The organism is Streptomyces sp. NPDC002537, assembly GCF_053594975.1.
This window is the reverse complement of record NZ_JBSFWT010000028.1, coordinates 1-20,689: the sequence shown is the minus strand read 5'-3', so window position 1 is coordinate 20,689 and position 20,689 is coordinate 1. Positions and strand designations below refer to the sequence as shown.

General features: G+C 72.7%; 16 protein-coding genes. 7 read left to right on the top strand and 9 right to left on the bottom strand.

Annotated features, from left to right (window positions below; all coding sequences use genetic code 11):
- The first annotated feature begins 77 nt into the window (after window positions 1–77).
- Window positions 78–1,010 carry a DMT family transporter gene (locus ACWD4A_RS15345; protein WP_451193969.1) on the top strand — a complete coding sequence of 311 codons (933 nt, stop codon included), beginning with the start codon at window positions 78–80 and terminating at the stop codon, window positions 1,008–1,010.
- A gap of 31 nt (window positions 1,011–1,041) precedes the next feature.
- On the opposite strand, the gene ACWD4A_RS15340 is transcribed toward ACWD4A_RS15345, so the two are convergent.
- The 9 genes from ACWD4A_RS15340 to ACWD4A_RS15300 all read right to left on the bottom strand — a co-directional run bounded on the left by ACWD4A_RS15340 (window position 1,042) and on the right by ACWD4A_RS15300 (window position 10,909).
- The gene (locus tag ACWD4A_RS15340; protein WP_451193967.1) at window positions 1,042–1,719 is read right to left on the bottom strand and encodes an ABC transporter ATP-binding protein; all 678 of its coding nucleotides are present in this window, start codon (window positions 1,717–1,719) and stop codon (window positions 1,042–1,044) included.
- Window positions 1,712–2,611, bottom strand: coding sequence for an ABC transporter ATP-binding protein (locus tag ACWD4A_RS15335; RefSeq protein ID WP_451194051.1), 900 nt, complete (start codon window positions 2,609–2,611; stop codon window positions 1,712–1,714). Before ACWD4A_RS15335 ends, ACWD4A_RS15340 begins: the two co-directional genes overlap by 8 nt.
- 272 nt (window positions 2,612–2,883) lie before the next feature.
- On the bottom strand, window positions 2,884–3,705 hold the full coding sequence (locus tag ACWD4A_RS15330) for an ABC transporter permease (protein WP_451194049.1): 822 nt from the start codon (window positions 3,703–3,705) through the stop codon (window positions 2,884–2,886).
- 52 nt (window positions 3,706–3,757) lie between these two features.
- Window positions 3,758–4,723 carry an ABC transporter permease gene (locus ACWD4A_RS15325; RefSeq protein WP_451193965.1) on the bottom strand — a complete coding sequence of 322 codons (966 nt, stop codon included), beginning with the start codon at window positions 4,721–4,723 and terminating at the stop codon, window positions 3,758–3,760.
- Window positions 4,724–4,746: 23 nt separating this feature from the next.
- Complete coding sequence (locus tag ACWD4A_RS15320; RefSeq protein ID WP_451194047.1) at window positions 4,747–6,336, bottom strand: ABC transporter substrate-binding protein; 1,590 nt, start codon at window positions 6,334–6,336, stop codon at window positions 4,747–4,749.
- Between the two features lie 115 nt (window positions 6,337–6,451).
- Window positions 6,452–7,579, bottom strand: a complete 1,128-nt coding sequence (locus tag ACWD4A_RS15315) for an acyl-CoA dehydrogenase family protein (RefSeq protein ID WP_451193964.1) — start codon at window positions 7,577–7,579, stop codon at window positions 6,452–6,454.
- On the bottom strand, window positions 7,576–8,763 hold the full coding sequence (locus ACWD4A_RS15310) for an acyl-CoA dehydrogenase family protein (protein ID WP_451193962.1): 1,188 nt from the start codon (window positions 8,761–8,763) through the stop codon (window positions 7,576–7,578). Before ACWD4A_RS15310 ends, ACWD4A_RS15315 begins: the two co-directional genes overlap by 4 nt.
- Window positions 8,760–9,758: an NADPH:quinone oxidoreductase family protein gene (locus ACWD4A_RS15305; RefSeq protein ID WP_451193960.1), complete on the bottom strand. Its 999-nt coding sequence runs from the start codon at window positions 9,756–9,758 to the stop codon at window positions 8,760–8,762. The genes ACWD4A_RS15310 and ACWD4A_RS15305 overlap by 4 nt, the downstream gene beginning before the upstream one ends.
- A gap of 89 nt (window positions 9,759–9,847) precedes the next feature.
- Window positions 9,848–10,909 carry a LacI family DNA-binding transcriptional regulator gene (locus tag ACWD4A_RS15300; protein WP_451193958.1) on the bottom strand — a complete coding sequence of 354 codons (1,062 nt, stop codon included), beginning with the start codon at window positions 10,907–10,909 and terminating at the stop codon, window positions 9,848–9,850.
- A 174-nt stretch (window positions 10,910–11,083) separates the two neighbouring features.
- Here ACWD4A_RS15300 and ACWD4A_RS15295 point away from each other — a divergent pair, with 174 nt between their 5' ends.
- The 6 genes from ACWD4A_RS15295 to ACWD4A_RS15270 all read left to right on the top strand — a co-directional run bounded on the left by ACWD4A_RS15295 (window position 11,084) and on the right by ACWD4A_RS15270 (window position 20,559).
- The gene (locus ACWD4A_RS15295; protein WP_451193956.1) at window positions 11,084–12,376 is read left to right on the top strand and encodes an ABC transporter substrate-binding protein; all 1,293 of its coding nucleotides are present in this window, start codon (window positions 11,084–11,086) and stop codon (window positions 12,374–12,376) included.
- Window positions 12,373–13,275 (top strand): carbohydrate ABC transporter permease, encoded by a 903-nt coding sequence (locus ACWD4A_RS15290; protein ID WP_451194045.1) that lies wholly within the window; start codon window positions 12,373–12,375, stop codon window positions 13,273–13,275. The genes ACWD4A_RS15295 and ACWD4A_RS15290 overlap by 4 nt, the downstream gene beginning before the upstream one ends.
- A 41-nt stretch (window positions 13,276–13,316) precedes the next feature.
- A complete protein-coding gene (locus ACWD4A_RS15285; protein ID WP_451194043.1) occupies window positions 13,317–14,102 on the top strand; it encodes a carbohydrate ABC transporter permease in 786 nt (261 codons plus the stop codon).
- A gap of 33 nt (window positions 14,103–14,135) precedes the next feature.
- Window positions 14,136–15,374 carry a glycoside hydrolase 5 family protein gene (locus tag ACWD4A_RS15280; RefSeq protein ID WP_451193954.1) on the top strand — a complete coding sequence of 413 codons (1,239 nt, stop codon included), beginning with the start codon at window positions 14,136–14,138 and terminating at the stop codon, window positions 15,372–15,374.
- A gap of 101 nt (window positions 15,375–15,475) precedes the next feature.
- Window positions 15,476–17,524 (top strand): endo-beta-N-acetylglucosaminidase, encoded by a 2,049-nt coding sequence (locus ACWD4A_RS15275; protein WP_451193952.1) that lies wholly within the window; start codon window positions 15,476–15,478, stop codon window positions 17,522–17,524.
- Window positions 17,525–17,550: 26 nt separating this feature from the next.
- On the top strand, window positions 17,551–20,559 hold the full coding sequence (locus ACWD4A_RS15270) for an alpha-mannosidase (protein WP_451193950.1): 3,009 nt from the start codon (window positions 17,551–17,553) through the stop codon (window positions 20,557–20,559).
- Window positions 20,560–20,689 lie beyond the last annotated feature (130 nt).

Genomic DNA, 20,689 nt, shown 5'->3' with positions numbered 1-20,689 from the left:
GAATTCATTATTTGCCTTATAGATCCGCCGTTGTTAATTTGACAGCTCAGTCCCAGACCGAGCTGGTGGTGTTTTCCATGACGGCGGCACAGCGTGCGGCGACCCCTTGGCTTCCGATGGCGGCCACGGCAGTGCTGTGGGGATCGGCGTTCACCGCGATCCGTATCGCGCTGCCGGACTATTCGCCCACCACGATCGCGCTGCTGCGCATCGCGATCACCGTGGTGCTGCTCCTGCCCTGTCTCGCGCTGAAGCGCATCGGCCCGCTCAAGCGCGGGGACGCCCTCCGGATGGCCGCCTTCGGGCTCACCGGGATGACGGCCTACCAGGTGCTCCTGTGCGCGGGCGAGCAGAGTGTGGAAGCGGGCACCGCGGCCATGCTGATCGCCGCTTCTCCGGTCTTCACCACCATCCTTGGCATGGCGTTCCTCGGCGACCGCCCCGGACGGCGGGGGCTCGCGGGCCTGGGGCTCGCCCTGTGCGGCGCGCTGCTGGTGGCCGTGACCTCGGGCAGCGGAAGCGGTTCGCTGACGGGGGCGCTGATGGTCCTCCTCGCGGCCGCCACCCAGGCGACGTCCTTCGCACTGCAGAAGCCGCTGCTCAAGAAGTACTCGGGTGCCGAGTGCGTCTTCTACGGCAGCCTCTTCGGGCTGCTCCCGCTGCTGGTGACGGCCCCCGGTGCCGTCGAGCAGGTGACGGCCGCGGAGGGGCACCGCACCCTGGCGGTCCTCTGGCTGGGCCTGGGCTGTACGGCCATGGCCTTCTGGACCTGGTCGCGGACGCTGCGGGCGACCACGGCGTCCACGGCGTCCCTCGTCCTCTACGCGGTGCCGGTCGCCGCGCTCGGGCTGGACGCGGCGCTGCTCGGCAACCTGCCGACGGCGAACGCGGTGCTCGGTGGAGTACTGGTGCTGGTGGGAGTCGCCGTCGCCTCGGTGCGGCGGGCGGCGCCGCGGCCCGCGGCCGCCGAGCCCGAGCGGGAGCTGGTCGGCGCGGGCGACCGCCGTTAGGAGCTCGCTCCCCCGGCCCGCCCCTCCCGGCTCAAGGGGTCCGCCGCCCGGCCGCTCCCACCAGCTCGTCCCAGTGCACCGTACGGTCACACCAGCGGTTCAGCAGCATCCGGTCGTGGCCCACCGTCAGCAGACCCGCGCCGGTTTCCGCGCGGTAGTCCTCGACCACGGCCACCAGGGCGGCGGTCGTGGACGCGTCCAGCATGGCCGTCATCTCGTCGCAGATCAGCCAGCGCGGGCGCAGCACCAGGGCCCTGGCCAGGCAGGCGCGTTGGAGCTGGCCGTCGCTGACCTCGTGCGGCCGCCGTCGCAGCAGTTCGGCGGAGAGCCCTGTGCGGCCGGCCAGTTCGGTCACGCGGCCATCGGCCTCGTCCCGTCGTCCGGTGGCGCGCAGCGGTTCCGCGATCAGGTCGGCGAGGCGCATGCGCGGGTCGGCGGAGAGGCGTGGCTGCTGGAAGACGACGCCGAAGGCGGTGCGCTGTTCCCGCGGGGCCCTGTGGCGCCAGCCGTCGGCGGCGCGGCCGTCGACGACGACCGTGCCGGAGTAGGGGCGGTGCAGCAGGGCGGCGACGCGGGCGAGGGTGGACTTGCCGCAGCCGCTGGGCCCGAGGAGCCCCACGGCCTCCCCCGGTGCGACGGTCAGCGAGACGTCCCGTACGACGGGTGCCCGCCGCTCGTACCCGGCGGTGATCCGGCTCAGCTCAAGCATGTGCGGTCTCCTCCGGGTGGTGGCAGGCCACGCCGTCGGCGGGTTCGGGGACCGTCCCGCAGGTGGCCGTCGCCTTCGGGCAGCGCGCGGCGAAGGCGCAGCCGGACGGCAGGTCACCGAGTTCGGGGGGCATGCCGGGGATGGGGGTGAAGGCGCGCTCGGGCAGGGCGTCGAGCAGGCCGCGGGCATAGGGGTGGCGGGGGCCGTCCGCGCCGAAGAACGCGGTGGCGTCGGCGATCTCGACGACGCGGCCCGCGTACATCACGGCGACGCGGTCCGCGATGCGCTCCGCCGCCGCCAGGTCGTGGGTGATCATCAGCAGGGCGTGGCCCGCGTCGACGTGCCGGCGCAGTTCGTCGGCCGTGCGGTTCACGAGGGCGCGGTCGAGGCCGGTGGTGGGCTCGTCGGCGAGCAGCAGCGGGGCGTCGCCGACGAGGGCGAGCGCGGTGGCGGCGCGCTGGGCGAGGCCCCCGGAGAGTTCGTGGGGGTGGCGGTCGAGGTGGCCGGAGGGGAACGCGGCGCGTTCGGCGGCGGCTTCGGCCGCGGCGCGCAGTCCGGACTTCCGGACGCCGGTGAGTTCCCGCACGGTCTCGTGGAGTTGCGAGCGGACGGTGCGCACGGGGGTGAGGTGCGCGGAGGGGCTCTGCGGGACGAGGCCGACGAGGCGGCCGCGTACGGTGCGGGCCAGCGTGCGTTCGTCGGCGGCGAGGAGGTCGAGGGCGCCGAGCCGCGCGTGGCCCGCCGTACGGGCGTTGCCGGGCAGGAGCCCGAGCAGGGCGGAGGCGAGCACGGACTTGCCGCAGCCGCTCTCGCCGACGAGGGCGAGGCACTCGCCCGGCCGGAGCGTGAACGACACGTCGGTGACGGCGGCGATCTCCCGGCCGCCGCGCATCCGGAAGCGGACGGACAGGCCGCGGACGTCCAGCACGGGGCCGTCAGGTACGGGGCCGACCGGTACAGGGCCGTCCGGTACGCGGTCGTCAGATACCGGGCCGCCAGATACACAGTCATCCGATACGCGGTCGTCGGATACGCGGTCGTCGGATACGCGGTCGTCGGATACGCGGTCGTCGGATACGCGGTCGTCGGATACGCGGTCGTCGGATACGCGGTCGTCCGCGCCCGGCGCGGGCTCCGCGGCGGGGGCCGGGACCCGAGGTGTGGTCACAGCGTCAGCTCCGATCGGCGGCGGGGGTTGAGGCGGTCGCGCCAGGCGGCCGCGAGGCCCGCGACGGCGAGGGTGGGGACGATGATGAACAGGCCCGGGAAGAGGGTCGGCCACCAGTCCCCCGCGAGGAGCGAACCCCGGGCGGCCTGGACCATGTTGCCGAGGCTCGCCTGGTGGGTGGGGAGTCCGAGCCCCAGGAAGGACAGCGCGGACTCGTGCCAGATCGCGTGCGGGACCATCAGGACCGCGGCGAGCCCGGCCTGGGGCAGCACGCCGGGCAGGAGGTGCCGCACGGTGATGCGCCACCGGGACGAGCCGCCGACGACGGCCGCGTCGATGTACGGGCGCGAGCGCAGCGACAGCACCTCGGCGCGGACGATCCGCGCGGTCGACAGCCAGTGGGTGAGCGCCACGGAGACGATCACGGGCCAGACGCCGGGCCGGAACATGGCCACGATGAAGATGCCGAGCAGCAGGTGCGGTACCGAGGAGCAGACGTCCACGATCCGCATCACGACGCGGTCCGCCCAGCCGCCGAGCGCACCGGCCAGGGCGCCGACCGCCGTGCCGACGACGGTCGCGGCGAGGGCCGCGACGACGCCGACGAGGAGCGAGATCCGCAGCCCGTAGACGCAGCGGAGCAGCAGGTCGCGGCCGACCTCGTCGGTGCCGAAGGGGTGTGCCCAGGAGGGTGCCCGCAGTCTGGCGCCGAGGTCGACGGCCTGTTCGTCCAGGGGGACCAGGGCGGGCACGAGCAGTGCGACGAGGACGACGGCCACGACGAGCACGGCGGAGAAACGGGGGCGCGGAATGCGCATGATGCGCCGGGAGGCGGCGCTCACGGCCTCAGCCGCGGACTCAGTCACGGCCTCAGCCATCGAATCCCACTCTCGGGTCGGCCAGTCCGTACAGCAGGTCGGACAGCAGGTTGCCCACCAGGACCGCGGCCGTGGCGAGCACGGTCAGCGCCGCGAGCAGCGGGAAGTCGACCTTGGTGGCCGCTTCCACGGTCGCGGAGGCGATGCCGGGCCAGCTGAAGACGGTCTCCACGAGGAGCGCGCCGGTGATCAGTTCGGGTACGCGCGAGCCGACGAGCGTGAGGACGGGCAGCAGCCCGGACCGCAGGGCGTGTCCGAGGAGTACGGTCCGCTCGCCGAGGCCCCGGGCGCGTGCCCCGCGTACGGGGTCGTCGTCCAGGGCGTCGCCGACGCCCTGGCGTACGTACAGGACGAACCAGGGCAGTTGGGAGACGGCGAGCACCGTCGCGGGCAGGACGACATGGGAGGCGATCTGGCCCGCGGTGACGGCGTCGCTGCCGGTGTCGGTGAGGCCGCCCGCGGGCAGCGCGTCGAGCTTGAGGGCGAGGCACCAGATGGCGAGCAGCCCGAGCCAGAAGGGCGGCGCCGCTTCGAGCATGTAGGCCAGGGAGGTCACGGCCCGGTCGACGAGGCCGCCGCGGCGCCGGGCAGCGAGGACGCCCAGTGCCGTCCCCACCGTCACGGCCAGTGCGAAGGCGACGGCGCACAGCAGGACGGACCAGCCGACGCGTTCGCCGATGACCTGGGCGACGGGCTGGCGCAGGGAGCTGGAGTCGCCGAGGTCGCCGGTGAGGGCGGCGGTGAGCCAGTCCCACCAGCGGGCGGCGAACGGCCGGTCGGCGCTGAGGTTCTCGTTCAGCTGGTCGAGGACGCCCTGGCCCGCGCCGAGTCCGGCGGAGCCCGCGTACGCCTTGGCGGGGTCGAAGGGCGAGGCGGCGGCGATGGCGAAGACGCCGAAGGTCACGACGGCGAGCACGGGGACGGCGGCCAGCAGCCGCCGTCCCGCCATGCGTGCCATCGGCCCCCAGGGGAACCGGGCGGTCACTTCTTCGGCTGCCAGGACTCGACGTTCCACCAGGGTCCGGCGCCGAGGCCGTGGTCGTGCGGCTCGACCTGGGTGGTGACGTCCTGCCAGTCGTCGTTCATGACGTAGAGGTGGTCGACGTGGGTGAGGAAGGTGTAGCCGGGGTTGTCGGCGAGGCCGCGCTGGACCTTGTCGTACGCGGCCTTGCGGGCGGCCTTGTCGCCGCTGCGGCGGCCTTCCTCCAGGGCCTTGTCGACGTCGGGGACCGCGTAGGCGGCCATGTTGTTGAAGCCGTCGAGGGCGAGCGAGGAGTGGAGCAGGTTGTAGAGGTCGAAGTCGGGGTCGGCGGGGTTGCCGCCGCCGGCGAGGACCGCGTCGTTCTTCATGCGCGGTTCGATGACCTCCCAGGTGCCGCTCTGCACCTCGACCTTGATGCCGGCCTTCTTGGCGTCGGAGGCGAAGGCCAGGGCGTGCTCCTGGCGGAGCTTGTCACCGGCGGGGAACCAGAGGGTGAACTCGGCTCGTTGGCCGTCCTTCTCGCGGACGCCGCCGTCGCCGGGCTTCCAGCCCGCGTCGTCGAGGAGCTTCCTGGCCTTGCCGAGGTCGTGCGGGCGCTCGGTGCCCTTGGCGAACCACTCGCTGTCGGTCGGGACCGGGCCGTAGCCCGCCTTGCCGGCGCCTTCGAGGAGCTTGTCGACCATGGCCTCGCGGTCGACGGCCAGGTCGAGGGCGCGGCGGACGGCGAGGTCGCCGGTGACCTTGTTCGCCGTGGGCAGGGTGACGCCGCGGAAGTCGGTGGTCCGTGCGGTGACGGACAGCTTGGACCTGTCGTTCCCGAAGCCCTTGGCGAGGTTCGGCGGCAGGATGGCGCCGTCCAGGTCACCGCCGCGCAGGCGGGTGGCGCGGATGTCGTCGTCCTTGATGATCGCCATGGTGAGCTTCTTGATCTTCGGCTCGCCGCCCCAGTAGCCGGGGTTGGCCTTGAAGCTGAGCTTCTCGCCCTTGCTCCAGCCGGTGAGGACGTACGGGCCGGTGCCGATCGGCGCGGTGTTGAACGAGCCGGTGTTGACGTCCTGGCCCTTCGCCGCGTGCTCGGGGGCGATGGGCAGGACGGTGCGCTCGGCGAACGGCGCGTACGGGTACTTGAGCTTGAAGACGACGGTGTCGTCGCCGTCCGCGGTCACCCCGTCGATGGCGTCGAGCTCGCCCTTGGCGGCGTTGTTGGTCTTCTCGTCGAGGATGGTCCGGTAGGTGAAGACCACGTCCTTCGCCGAGAACGGCTCGCCGTCGCTGAACTTCACACCGTGCCGGAGTTTGTAGGTGTACGTCCGGCCGTCGTCGGTCACCGTGGGGAGCGCGGCGGCGAGGGCGGGCCGGAGCTTCATGGCGGCGTCGCGGCGGAGCAGCCCGTCGAAGATCTTGGAGTTGCCGTCCTTGCCGTAGCCGAGCAGCGGACTGAGCGTCTCGGGCTCATTGGCGAGCCCGACGACGAGAGAGTCCTTGCCCTTGCCCTTATCGGCCCCGGGCGTCGAACACGCCACGGCACTCGCCGCCAGAACCCCTGCCATGGCCACGGCGGCCACTCCCCGTACGGACCGGGCCGTCATGCTCCACACCCTCTTACTCACGTTCTGCTGCTTTTGCGAATCAGTTGCAATTAAACATTACGCAAAGGAGGGGTCATGATCGGGGTTGGTGGGCCACAGGCGGAACGTGGCGGCGTCAGTGCACAGGTGCGGGCAGGTCCGCCAGGCCGGCCAGGGTTTCGCGGTGGTGGCCGGGGGTGCCGAGGGTGGTCGCGGCGGTCTTGGCGCGTTTGAGGTAGAGGTGGGCGGGGTGTTCCCAGGTCATGCCGATGCCGCCGTGGAGCTGTACGCACTCGTGTGCCGCACGGACCGCGGTCTCGGAGCAGTGGGACTGTGCGACGGCGACCGCGATCGCGGTGTCCGGGGCGGCGGTCGCGAGGGCGTCGGCGGCGTTGCGGGCCGCGGCGCGGGCGGCGGCGATGTCCAGCCAGAGTGCGGCGAGCCGGTGTTTGAGTGCCTGGAAGGAGCCGACGGCGCGGCCGAACTGCCGCCGCCCGGTGGTGTAGCGGACGGTTTCCTCCAGGCACCACTCGGCGATGCCGAGCTGTTCGGAGGCGAGCAGTCCGGCGCCGGTGAGCAGGGCGGCGTCGACGGCGGTGCGGGCGCGCGCGGGCTCGGCGAGCAGGGTGGCCGGTGCCTCGGCGAGGGTGATCCGGGCGAGCGGGCGGGTGAGGTCGAGCGGGGTGAAGGGGGTGACCGTGACGCCTTCCGCGGCGGTGTCGACGCCGTACAGGCCGGTGTCGGCGGGGACGAAGAGGACGTCGGCGCCGACGGCACCGGCGACGGCGTTCACCGTCCCGGTGAGCAACGCCCGTTCCGGGCCGGTGGGTCGAGCGCTCACGGTCGGCCGCGCGGCGGCGCCCGGGGCGGTCGGCAGGGGTACGGCGAGCGTGCCGATCCGTCGTCCCTCGGCGAGCGCGGCGAGCGTGGTCGCGACGTCGGCGCGCCCGGTGTCGCAGCCGAGCAGGGCGCGTACGGCCAGGACGGCGCTGGTCAGGTAGGGGACGTCGGCGACGGTGCGGCCGAGTTCCTCCAGGACGACGGCGGCCTCGCGGGCGGTGGCGCCCTGGCCGCCGGACTTCTCGGGCACGAGCAGCCCGGTGGCGCCCATGCCGCTGAGGGAGTTCCAGATCCCGGCGTCGTACGGGCGGCCGCTCTCGGCCGCGGCGAGTACGGAGGCGGGGGCTCCGCGCGCGGTGAGCAGGGAGCGGACGGCCGCGCGGAGGTCTTCCTCGGGCTCGGAGTAGAGCAGGTCCGGCGTCATCGGGGGAGGTCCTTCCACGGTCGGTCCTTGTCGTCGCGGGGCTCGGGCGGCAGGCCGAGGACGCGCTCGGCGATGATGTTGAGCAGGACCTCCGAGGTGCCGCCCTCGATGGAGTTGCCCTTGGCGCGCAGATAGCGGTATCCGGCGTCGCGGCCGGTGAAGTCGACGAGTTCGGGCCGTCGCATCGTCCAGTCGTCGTAGCCGAGTCCGTCCTCGGCGAGCAGTTCGACCTCCAGGCCGCTGATCTCCTGGTTGAGCCGGGCGAAGGCGAGTTTCATGGCGGAGCCCTCGGGTCCGGGGCGGCCCTGCTTGAGCTGCTGGCGGAGCCGCTCGCCGGTGAGCCGGGCCGCCTCGGCGTCCACCCACAGCCTCAGCAGCCGCTGGTGGAGGTCGTGGGTGCGCAGCTCGGGGCGTTCGCGCCAGGTCCGGGTGACGGTGCCGATCATGCCGCCCTCGCGGGGGACGGGGGTGCCGCCGATGGCGACGCGCTCGTTCATGAGGGTGGTCTGGGCGACGCGCCAGCCGTCGCCGGCCTCGCCCAGGCGGTGCGCGTCGGGGATGCGTACGCCCGTCAGGAACACCTCGTTGAACTCCGCCTCGCCGGTGATCTGGCGCAGTGGCCGCACCTCGACGCCCGGGTCGGTCATGTCGCAGACGAAGTAGGTGATGCCCCGGTGTTTGGGGACGTCGGGGTCGGTGCGGGCGATGAGGATCGCCCAGCGGGCGAGGTGGGCGCTGGAGGTCCATACCTTCTGGCCGTCGACGGTCCAGGTGTCGCCGTCGCGTACGGCCCGGGTGGCGAGCCCGGCGAGGTCGGAGCCCGCGCCGGGCTCGCTGAACAGCTGGCACCACACCTCCTCCCCCGTCCACAGGGGGCGCAGGAAGCGCTGCTTCTGCTCGTCGGTGCCGTATTGGAGGAGGGTGGGGGCGGCCATGCCGAGGCCGATGCCGATGCGGCGGGGGTCGTTGCCGGGGGCGCCCGCCGCTTCCAGCGCGGCGTCGACGGCGGGCTGGAGGGTGCGCGGCGCGCCGAGTCCGCCGAGCCCTTCGGGGAAGTGGACCCAGGCGAGCCCGGCGTCGAAGCGGGCGCGCAGGAAGTCGAGGCGGCCGGTGGTGGCGGGGTCGTGCGCGGCGAGGAGGGCGGCGACGCGGTCGCGCAGCCCGTCGGCGTCGACGGCGCTCACCGCGTGCCGTCCTGGGCGGGGACGACGACGAGGCGGCCGGTGGTCCTGCCCTCGGCGACGCGCTGGACGGCGTCGGCGGCCGCGTCGAGCGGGAGGCGTTCGCTGACGAGGGGCCTGATCGCGCCGCGTGCGGCGAGTTCCGTCAGCGCGTCGTGGCAGGCGCGGACGGCGGCCGGGTCCTTGGTGTTGTACAGGCCCCAGTGCAGCCCGAGGATCGTGTAGTTCTTCACCAGGGCGTGGTTGAGGGCGGCGCTGGGAATCCTGCCGCTCGCGAAGCCGACGACCAGGATGCGGCCTTCGAAGGCGACGCACTTGGTGGACTGGGTGTACGCGTCGCCGCCGACCGGGTCGTAGACGACGTCCGCGCCGTGGCCGCCGGTGGCGTCCTTGACGGCCGCGATCACGTCGTCGGTGCGGCGGTCGACGACCACGTCGCAGCCGTTCTCGCGGGCCTCCTTCGCCTTGTCGGGGCCGCCGACCACGCCGATGACCGTGGCGCCCGCGGCCTTGCCGAGCTGGACGGCCGCGCTGCCGACGCCGCCTGCCGCGGCGTGGACGAGCAGGGTCTCGCCGGGCTGGATCCGGGCCCTGCGGTGCAGGCCGAACCAGCCGGTCTGGTAGCCGACGTGGAGGGCGGCGGCCTCGGCGTCGTCCAACGGCCCGGGTGCGGGCAGCAGGGTGTCGGCGCGGACGACCGCGAGTTCGGCGAAACCTCCTGCGGGGAGGGCGGGTTGGGCGAGGACGCGCGCTCCCACCGTGCCCTCGGCGCCCTCTCCGAGGGCGAGGATCTCCGCGCACGTCTCGACGCCCGGGGTGAACGGCATGGGCGGGCGCACCTGGTACTGGCCGCGGCAGAGCAGGGCGTCGGGGAAGTTGACGTTGGCGGCGCGGACGCGGACGAGGGCTTCGCCGGGGGCCGGCCGGGGGTCCGGCACCTCTTCGAGACGCATGACGTCCCGGGGTTCGCCGTTGGTGTGCACTCGCCATGCCTTCACAGGGGCCTCCGGACGGGGTGGTGGGTGGCGTGCGGTTCGCATACTAAGCGGTTGGTAAGGGCTGGGGTAGAGGGGTTGTCGTGTGCCGCCTACGCCCGGCCTGTCGATTCCCGGCCCGTCGATTCCCGGGTCGTCAAATGTGGGGTCGGCGCCTGGACCCGGGTCGGCGGGGCTCCCGCCAGAAGCGCGGTCAGCAGTCGTGCGGCCTGCCGGCCGAAGGCGTTCGTGTCACGGGCCAGTGCGGTCAGCGCCGGGTGCGTGCTGCGGCAGAGGACGGAGTCGTCCCAGGCCACGATGGAGAGTTCGCCCGGTACGGCCACGCCGCGCTCCGCCGCGACGGCGAGTCCCGCGACGGCCATGACGTCGTTGTCGTAGACGATCGCGGTGGGCGGCCGGGGGCCGGACAGCAGTCGGCGCGTGGCCTCCGCGCCCTGCGCGTCGGAGTAGTCCGTGGTCACCGAGGTGGTGTCGGGCAGCCCGCGCCGCTCGGCCTCGGCGCGCAGGCAGGCCATACGGCGCCGGGTGTGGGCGAGTTCGGGCAGGCCCGCGACGTGGGTGATGCGGCGGTGCCCGAGGCCGTGGAGGTGACCGACGACGGAGGCCATGGCGCCGGTGTCGTCGGCCCAGAGGTTGGAGATCGCTCCGTGGGCACCGTCGCCGCCGTCGCCGCCGTCGAGCGCTCCGACGACCACGGCGGGCAGGCCGAGTTCGTCCAGCAGGGCGGGGCGCGGGTCGTCGGTGCGGGGGTCGACGACGAGGAGGCCGTCGACGCGGCGCTCCGCCCACCAGCGCCGGTGGACGGCGCACTCGGCGTCGATGTCCTCGACCACCTGGAAGAGCAGCCCGAGGTGGTGGTCGGCGAGCACTTCCTGTACTCCGGAGACGAGTTGGAGGAAGAACGACTCGACGCCCAGGGTGCGGGCGGGCCGGGCGAGGACGAGGCCGACCGTGGCCGCACCCTCGCCGGACAGGGCGCGGGCCGCCGTGCTGGGCCGCCAGCCGAGCTCCTCGGCGACGCGGCGGACGCGGGCCCGGGTGGCGTCGGAGACCCCGGGACGGCCGTTGAGCGCGAAGGAGACCGCGCTCTCCGAGACGCCCGCGCGGCGTGCGATGTCCTTCATCGTGGGGCGGCGGGCCGGGGTGCGGCGCATGCTTCTCCTTCCTGCTGCGGTGTCGGCCACCGGGTCGCGCCAAAGCGCTTGGGCGACCGTAACTCACCGACGACTAAAGCGCATTAGCCGGTGCCGGCGGTATTGACTTCACCGGGCGGCGGGGGCAGCTTTTGTTGCGCACCTCCCGGTCCTACCGAAGGAGTTCGCCGCGCCATGCCCATATCCCGGAGATCCGCTGCCGCCGTTCCGTTCCTCGCGTCCGCCCTGCTGCTCACCGCCTGTGGTTCCGGAGGCGGTTCCGGAGGGGATGACGCGGGCGGCGCTCCCGAGGGCGGCATCACCTTCCAGACCTGGAATCTCCGGAGCAACTTCAAGGACTATTTCGAGGGCCTGATCGGGGAATTCGAGAAGCAGTACCCGAAGGTCAAGGTCAAATGGCTGGACCAGCCGGCCGACAACTACGCGGAGAAACTGAGTGCGGACGCCGGCGGGGGCACCCTGCCCGATGTCGTCAATGTCTCGCCCGATCTCTCCTATCCCCTGGCCAAGGCCGGGATGCTGCTGAACCTGGACCGGGAGAAGACCGCCGCGAAGTTCAAGGACGAGTACACCCCCGAGTCCTGGCAGGGCAACTCGCTGCCGGGCCTGGACGGTTCGTACGCCTTCCCCTGGTACCTCAACACCGGTCCGCTGTTCTACAACAAGGCGCTGTTCCGGCAGGCCGGGCTCGACCCCGAGAAGCCGCCGAGGACCTACGACGAGCTGTTCGCCACCGCGGACGCCCTGGCGCGGAGGTCCGGTGGGAGGACGGCGACGCTCGCGGGCACCCCGTCCATCGAGGACTTCGGCCGCTACGGCGTGCGGCTGATGAACGCCGACGCCACGAAGTTCACCTACAACGAGCCCAAGGGCGTCGAACTCCTCGGCAAGTACAAGGATCTGTACCGGCAGGGCGGACTCGACGCGCAGGCACTCACCAACACCGCCGACACCTCGGGCCAGAAGTTCCTGGAACAGAAGGTGGCCATCAATCCGGGCAGCGCCCACGACCTGGACACGTTCAGGAAGAACGCGCCCGCCCTGTACAAGGAGCTCGGCATCACGGACGCCCCGAACAACACGGGCAGACCGAATATGTATGTGATGGGCCTGGCCGTCGGAAAGCAGAGCAGCCACAAGGCCGCCGCCATCGCCTTCGCGCACTTCGTCACGGACCGGAAGAACCAGGAGGGTTTCGCCCACAAGGTCGCCGTCTTCCCCAGCACCAAGGGCTCGCTGGACGACCCGTACTGGACGAAGGGCGACGGCACCGACGAGGGCCGGGTACGGGTGGCCTCGGCGAAAATGCTCAAGGGCGCGGTGAATTACACGCCGGTGGTGATGAGCGAGGAAATGAAGGTGGCGCTGAAGAACGAGGTCGCCAAGGCCCTCCAGGGGAAGAAGTCCCCGCAGCAGGCACTGGACGACGCCGTGGCGCAGAGCGACAAGCTCCTCAAGCAGAGCTGACGGCCGTGCGACAGCCCGCCGTACGCGTGCGCACCCACCGCGCGGCCAGCCCCTGGCTCTTCCTTCTGCCCGGCCTCGGGATCATCGCCGCTTTCAACCTGTATCCCTTCCTCACCACCGTGCACAAGGCGTTCACGGACGCCCGCACCCTGACGCCCGGCGGCTGGGTGGGGCTGCGGAACTTCCGGGACATGCTGGACGACGACCAGTTCTGGGTGGCGCTGCGCAACAGCGGGCTGTACGTCCTGCTGGTGGTGCCCTTCACCGTGCTGCTGCCGCTGCTGCTCGCGCTCCTGGTGCACAAGCGGCTGCCGGGAGTGGCGTTCTTCCGGTCCGTGTTCTACACCCCGGTCGTGGCCTCCGTCGTCGTGGTGGCACTGATCTGGGGCTGGATGCTGGACGACCGGGGGCTGCTCAACGGCATCCTGCGGTTCTTCGGGGCCGGGCCGGTCGCCTTCCTCGGTGACGAATGGCTGCTGCTGTTCAGCGCCATGGCGCTGACCGTGTGGAAGGGCCTCGGCTACTACATGATCATTTATTTGGCGGCGCTCGCGAACGTCCCCCGCGAGCTGCACGAAGCGGCCGCCGTCGACGGGGCCGGCGCCTGGCGGCGCTTCGTCAGCGTCACCGTCCCCGCCGTGCGCTCCACGATGGTGCTGGTCGGCGCCCTGTCGTCGGTGGCCGCCTTCAAGGTCTTCTCCGAGGTGTACCTGCTGGCGGGGCCCACCGGCGGGCCCGCCGGCCAGGACACCACCCTCGTCATGCTCGTCCAGCGCACCGGGACGGGCCTCAACGGGCGCGTCGGCTATGCCTCCGCGCTCTCCCTCGTCGTCTTCGTCGTCGCCCTGCTGCTGATGCTGCTGGTGCTGCGCGCCGACCGCAGGGAGAGCGCGCCGTGAACCGGACCTCCGGCCGGGAGAAGGCGCTGCGCTACCTGCTGATGCTCGTCGTGCTGGGCATCACCGTGGGCCCCTTCCTCTGGCAGCTGTCGACCTCGTTCAAGGGCGCCTCCGAGGACATCTACACCTATCCGCCGGATCTCCTCCCCGAACACCCCACCCTCCGCAACTACTCCGGGGTCGCCGACATCATCCCGGTCTGGGACTACGCCCTGAACTCCCTGAAGGTCGCCGTCGCCAATGTGCTGACCAACCTGGTCGGCGCCTCCCTGGCCGGTTACGCGCTGGCCAGGCTGCAGTTCCGCGGCCGGCGGCTCGCGGGGCTCGCCTTCGTGGCGGCGCTGCTCGTGCCCCTGGAGTCCATCGTCATCGCCCAGTTCACCATGATGCGCGACCTCCACCTCAACAACACCCTCACCGCCGTGGTCCTGCCCGGCGCCGTCGGCTCGCTCAACGTCCTGCTGATGCGGAACGCGTTCGCGAACCTCCCGTACGAGATCGAGGAGGCGGCCGTCATCGACGGGGCGAACGCGTGGCAGCGCTTCCTGCGGATCGCCCTGCCGTCCGCGCGGGGCACCCTCGCGGTCGTCGCGATCTTCTCCTTCATGGGGGCGTGGGACGACTTCCTCTGGCCGCTGATCGTCCTCTCCGACTCGGACCACTTCACCCTGACCGTCGGCCTGAACTTCCTGCACGGGACCTTCCAGCAGAACCCGCGGCTGGTCGCCGCCGGGACCGTCATCGCGGTCGCCCCGCTCATCGTGCTGTTCGCGTGCCTCCAGCGGTACTTCTTCCGCGGCGTCGGCGAAGGCGCCGTCAAGGGCTGACCGGCCCCGCTCCCCCGCCCGAAGGGACACTCCATGCGCTTCGGCGTCAACTACACGCCCACCCGCGGCTGGTTCCACCACTGGCTCGACTTCGACCTGGACGAGATCCGCGCCGACCTCGACTCCGTCGCCGCGCTCGGTCTGGACCACATCCGGGTCTTCCCGCTGTGGCCCGTCTTCCAGCCCAACCGCACGCTGATCCGGCCGCGCGCCGTCGCACAGCTGGTGAGCCTCGTGGACGCGGCGGGCGAGCGGGGGCTCGACGTCGCCGTGGACGGGCTCCAGGGCCACCTGTCCAGCTTCGACTTCATCCCCTCGTGGACGACGACCTGGCACCGCCGCAACATGTTCACCGACCCCGAGGTCGTCGCGGCACAGGAGGAGTACCTGGGCGCGCTCGCCGGGGCCCTCGCCGGCCGGCCGCACTTCCTCGGCATGACCGTCGGCAACGAGACCAACCAGTTCTCCGGCGACCCGCACCCCGACCCCGACCGGATCGGGCCCGCCGAGGCGGAGACCTGGCTGCGCCGGATGCTCGCCGCCTGCGAGCGGGCCGCGCCGGGCCGCCTCCATCTGCACGCCTCCTACGACCCCGCCTGGTACGACGGCACGCACGCCTTCACACCCGCCCACTCGGCGCGGCTGGGCGCCATGACCGCCGTGCACTCCTGGGTCTTCAACGGCACCGCGCAGCGGCACGGGCCGCGGGGCGCCGCCACCGAACTGCACGCGGCATACCTCGTGGAACTGTCCAAGGCGTGGGCACACGACCCGGCCCGGCCGGTATGGCTCCAGGAGGTCGGGGCGCCCGCCCCGCACATCGCGCCCGAACGGGCGGCCGCGTTCACCGAGGCGACCGTCACCAACGCGCTGGACTGCCCGCACCTCTGGGGCATCACCTGGTGGTGCTCCCACGACGTCGACCGCGCGCTCGCGGACTTCCCCGAGCTGGAGTACGGGCTGGGGCTGCTCACCAACGACCGGCGGGTCAAACCGGCGGGCGAGACGCTCGCCCGTCTCGCCCGTGAGCACCGTGCCGCGGGGCCCGCCGCGTCGCCGCGGTCGACCGCGCTGGTCGTGGAGGCGGGGGATGTCGCGGGGGCGCCGCTGCGGTCCGTCTGCGCGCCGGGCGGGGGGTATTTCGAGGCGTGGATGCGGCTTGCTGCGCGCGGGCGGCGACCGGCTTGCGTGCTGGCCCAATTGGCGGGTGACGCCGAGCACTTGGCCCTGCGGGGCATCACGGAGGTACTGACCGTGGCCCAGGTCCGGTAGTTCCTTTCGCTGACCCGCCATTGCCGCCTGCGGCCGCGTCCTCAAACGCCGGACGGGCTGAATTGCGCGCCCAACTCCCCCTCCACCCCCGCGGAGCAGCCATGTGTCCAAGACCCACCCGCCGCCACGTCCTCACCATCGGCACCACGACCCTCGCGGCACTCGCCCTGCCACGCACAGCCGCGACCGCGGCCGCGGCCACGACCGACAACACCCTTCAGCCGTACGCCTCGTACTGGTTCCCCGACACCCTCCCCGACGGCCCGCCCGGCGAGGGCGTCCGGTGGCGGAGTCTCGCCGCGTGGCGGGTCGAGGACGACATGGATCTGGCCTTCAACCGGGCCACCGTGCCGCTCGCGGCGCGCTTCGTCCCGCCGCCGGTGAACGGCACGGCGCGTGCCGGGCAGGCGCGGGTCTCGGCGCTGGCCGCGTTCGCCCCCACGTCGGGCAATCCGTCCCAGGGTTCGGGCACCGCCGACTTCTACGCGCCGACGCACTGGGCGTACCTCGACGAACTGGTCTTCTGGGGCGGGTCGTCGGGCGAGGGGCTGATCCTGGCGCCGAACGCGCCCGTCGTGGACGCCGCGCACCGCAACGGCGTACCGGTCCTGGGCACGGTGTTCCTGCCGCCGACCGCGTACGGCGGGCGGCTGCGCTGGACCGAGGACCTGGTGCGGCGCGCACCGGGCGGTGGTTTCCCGCTGGCGGACAAGCTCGTCCAGGTGGCACGGGCGTACGGCTTCGACGGCTGGTTCCTCAACGCCGAGACCGATGGCGGCGACGCCCGTCTGGGCGCGGACGTACGGGACTTCGTGCGGTACCTGCGGGCGCGCGGCGAGGGGCTGCGGGTCACCTGGTACGACGCGATGGCCGTGTCCGGCGACATCGCGTGGCAGAACCGGCTCGACGACCGGAACTCCGCCTTCTTCGAGGCGGCCGACTCGATGTTCCTCAACTTCGGCTGGGACCGGGCGGGGCTCGTGGAGTCGGCCGCCCGCGCGGAGCGGCTGGGGCGGAGCCGTTACGCGCTGTGGGCCGGTGTCGACGTCGAGGCGCACGGCTGGGACACACGCGTCGACTGGGACGCGGTCGTGCCCGCGGCCGGGCCGCACACCGTCTCGTACGGCTTCTACCGGCCCGAGTGGACGTGGACGAGCCTGCCCGCGGACGGCCGCTCCCCTGCCGCCTTCCACGCGCGGGACGACCGCTTCTGGTCCGGGGATGCCCTCGACCCGGCCGCGCCGCCGACCGGTCCCTGGCGGGCGCCCGCCGCGTCCGTCGCGGACCGTTCGACGCTCGCCTCGCTGCCCTTCGCGACGAGCTTCAACACCGGCCACGGCACCGCCTGGTACGAGAAGGGGAGGCGCGTCGCCGACTCCGCCTGGAACCACCTCGGCCTCCAGGACCGGCTGCCCGGCCGCCGCTGGGTGATCCGTACGGGCGGGGCCCGGCCGGCCGTCGGCTTCGACTTCGCCGACGCGTGGCGCGGCGGCGGCAGCCTCCTCGTGACGGGCGCGCTCGCCGACGCGGCGACCGTCGAGCTGTACGCGGCGCGGCTGCCGCTGTCCGGCGCGACGGTGGTGGAGTTGGCGCACCGTACCGACGCCGGTTCCGCGGCGGTGCGCGTGGAGCTCGCCGTGGCCCTGGACTCGGGCCTCCTCGCGTACCTTCCCGTGGGCACGCTGCCCGCGGGCGGGCACGGCTGGACCACGGCGGTACTGCGCGTCGGCGCGCTGCTGCGCGGCCGGGCGGGTCGCGGTATCCGCACCCTGGGCGTCCGGCTCCGCGGGCCGGACGACGGCACGGTCCGCTGGCGGCTCGGCGCGCTCGCGGTACGGGATGCCAAGCCGCCCGCGCCCGCGCGGCCGGGCCCCGTGCGGGTGACCGCTTCGCGTACGCGCGCCGACGGCACAGCCGAACTGCGGCTGGTCTGGGGCGCCGCCGCGGCCGGGACGCCCGTACGCCATTACGAGATCCACCAGGTGCTGCCCGGCGGGGGCCACCGCTTCCTCGGCGGCACCTGTGGGCATGCCTACTACGTCGCGGCGCTGCGCCGCACCGCCGGTGAGGCGGCCACGCGCGTCGAAGTGCGCGCCGTGGACGAGCTGTACGCCTCCTCGGCACCCGCGTCCGTCGCTTTCCCCTGGTAGACCTACTGCGTGAGGACACCGACTCCATGCACAACGACCGCAGCATCACCGAAGCCCGACTGAAGCGGGTGCTGGACGAGCGCGTCCGGCCCGCCGTGTACCCCGAGTCGGTGCCGCTGGCCGTCTCGGTGTGGAACGCGCCGGGCGAGCCCGTGCCCGTGGCGGAGGGGCTGGCCGCCGAGCGGGTGCCGACCGGGCCCGGCGCGGAATGGGGACCTCCGTGGGGGACGAGCTGGTTCACGGTGTCCGGGCGGGTGCCGGCGGAGTGGGCGGGCCGGACCGTGGAGGCGCTGCTCGACCTCGGGTTCGACGAGAACATGCCGGGCTTCCAGTGCGAGGGGCTGGTCTACCGTCCGGACGGCTCGCCGGTGAAGGGGCTCAACCCGCGCAACCAGTGGGTGCGCATCGGTGAGAAGGTCGCGGGCGGCGAGGACGTGCTGCTGCACGTCGAGGCGTCGTCGAACCCGGTGATCCTGGACTACCACCCCTTCGTGCCGACCGAACTGGGCGACCGGGAGACCGCGGACGCGGCGCCGCGCTACCGGCTGGGCCGGATGGACCTGGCCGTCCTCGACCGGACGGTGTGGGAGCTGGTCCAGGACCTGGAGGTGCTGGGCGAGCTGATGGCCGAGCTGTCCGTGGACTCGCCGCGCCGCTGGGAGATCCTGCGGGCCGTCGAGCGGGCGCTGGACGTGATCGACCTGCAGGACGTCGGCGGCACCGCGGCCCGCGCCCGCGAGCGGCTGGCCGACGCGCTGGCGGCGCCCGCGCACGCCTCGGCGCACCGGATCAGCGCGGTCGGTCACGCGCACATCGACTCGGCGTGGCTGTGGCCGCTGCGGGAGACGGTGCGCAAGGTCGCCCGGACGACCGCCAACATGACGGCGCTGCTGGAGGACGAGCCGGACTTCGTCTACGCGATGTCGCAGGCCCAGCAGTTCGCGTGGATCAAGGAGCACCGGCCGGAGGTGTACGCACGGGTGAAGAAGGCGGTCGCGGAGGGCCGGTTCGTCCCCGTGGGCGGTATGTGGGTGGAGTCGGACACGAACATGCCGGGGTCGGAGGCGCTGGCACGGCAGTTCGTGCACGGGAAGCGGTTCTTCCTGGAGGAGTTCGGGATCGAGACCGAGGAGGTGTGGCTGCCGGACACGTTCGGCTACTCGGCGGCCCTGCCGCAGCTGGTGAAACTGGCGGGTGCCAAGTGGTTCCTGACGCAGAAGATCTCATGGAGCCGGACCAACAAGTTCCCGCACCACACCTTCTGGTGGGAGGGGCTGGACGGGACGCGGGTGTTCACGCACTTCCCGCCGATCGACACCTACAACGCGCAGCTGTCGGGCAGGGAGATCGCGCACGCCGTCCGCAACTTCCAGGAGAAGGGCGGCGCGACCCGTTCCCTCGCGCCCACCGGCTGGGGGGACGGCGGTGGCGGGACGACGCGCGAGATGCTCGCGCGGGCGAAGCGGCTCGCGGATCTGGAGGGGGCGGCGAGGGTCGTCTTCGAGAAGCCGTCGGCGTTCTTCGAGAAGGCGCACGCGGAGTACGAGCACGCCCCCGTCTGGGTGGGCGAGCTGTATCTGGAACTGCACCGCGCGACGCTCACCAGCCAGGCGCGGACCAAACAGGGCAACCGGCGCTCGGAACACCTGCTGCGGGAAGCGGAGTTGTGGGCGGCGACGGCGGCCGTGCGGACGGGTTTCCGCTATCCGTACGAGGCCCTGGACCGGCTGTGGAAGACGGTGCTGCTGCACCAGTTCCACGACATCCTGCCGGGCACGTCGATCGCGTGGGTGCACCGGGAGGCCGCGGCGACCTACGCGGCGGTGGCGGAGGAGCTGGAGACGATCGTCGGGGAGGCGCTGACGGCACTGGCCGGGGACGGCTCGGCGGGCGGCAGCGTGGTCTTCAACGCGGCGCCGCACGCGCGCGGGGACGCCGAGGCGCACGGCGCGGCGGTCGGGTCCGCGCCCGCTGCGGCGCCTGTGGCCCGTCCCCGGCAGGGCGGTGGCTTCGTCCTGGACAACGGGCTGCTGCGGGTCGAGGTGGACGGGCGGGGGCTCGTGGTCTCCGTGTACGACCCGGCGGCGGAGCGCGAGACGGTCGCGCCGGGCACGGCGGCGAACCTGCTCCAACTGCACCAGGACTTCCCGAACATGTGGGACGCCTGGGACGTGGACCACTTCTACCGCAACACCGTCACGGACCTGACCGACGTCGAGACGCTGGAGCTCACGGACGACCGGGCGGTACGCGTGGTGCGGACCTTCGGCGCCTCGCGGGTGGAGCAGCTCCTGACGCTGCCCGCCGGCGAGCGGCGGCTGGACGTCACGACGGAGGTCGACTGGCACGAGACGGAGAAGTTCCTCAAGGCGGCGTTCCCCCTCGACGTGCACACGGACCAGGTGGCGGCGGAGACCCAGTTCGGCCACCTCCACCGGCCCACGCACACCAACACCAGCTGGGACGCCGCCAAGTTCGAGGCGTGCGCGCACCGCTTCGTCCACCTGGAGGAGCCGGGCTGGGGGGTGGCCGTCGTCAACGACTCTACGTACGGCTACGACGTGACGCGCGCCGTACGCGACGGCGGCACGGGCACCACGACCACGCTCCGCCTCTCCCTGCTGCGGGCGCCGCGGTTCCCGGACCCGCGCACGGACCAGGGCGTGCACCGCTTCCGCTACGCGCTCGTCCCGAACGCGTCCTTGGCGGACGCGGTACGGGAGGGGTACCGGATCAACCTGCCGGAGCGGCGGGTTCCGGGGTCCGCCGGCGTGGAGCCGCTGGTGTCGGTCTCCGGCGAGTCCGTGGTGGTCTCGGCGGTGAAGCTCGCGGACGACGGGAGCGGGGATGTCGTGGTGCGGCTGTACGAGTCGCTGGGCGGGCGGGCCCGGGTCCGCCTGACGGCGGGGTTCGCGGTGGGGTCGGTATCCATCTGCGATCTGCTGGAGCGGCCTGTCGCCGCGGCCGATGCGGATGATATCCGCTTGTCTTTCCGCCCCTTCGAGATCGTCACCTTGCGCCTGACACGCGCCTGATTTCTTCCCCAGCCCCGCCCCTTCCCGAAACCGGGGGAGACCCCCGGACCCCCAAAGCGGCTGCGCCGCTTGTCCTCAAACGCCGGACGGGCTGAATGTGCCGGCTACGGTCCGCACAACCAGCCCGTCC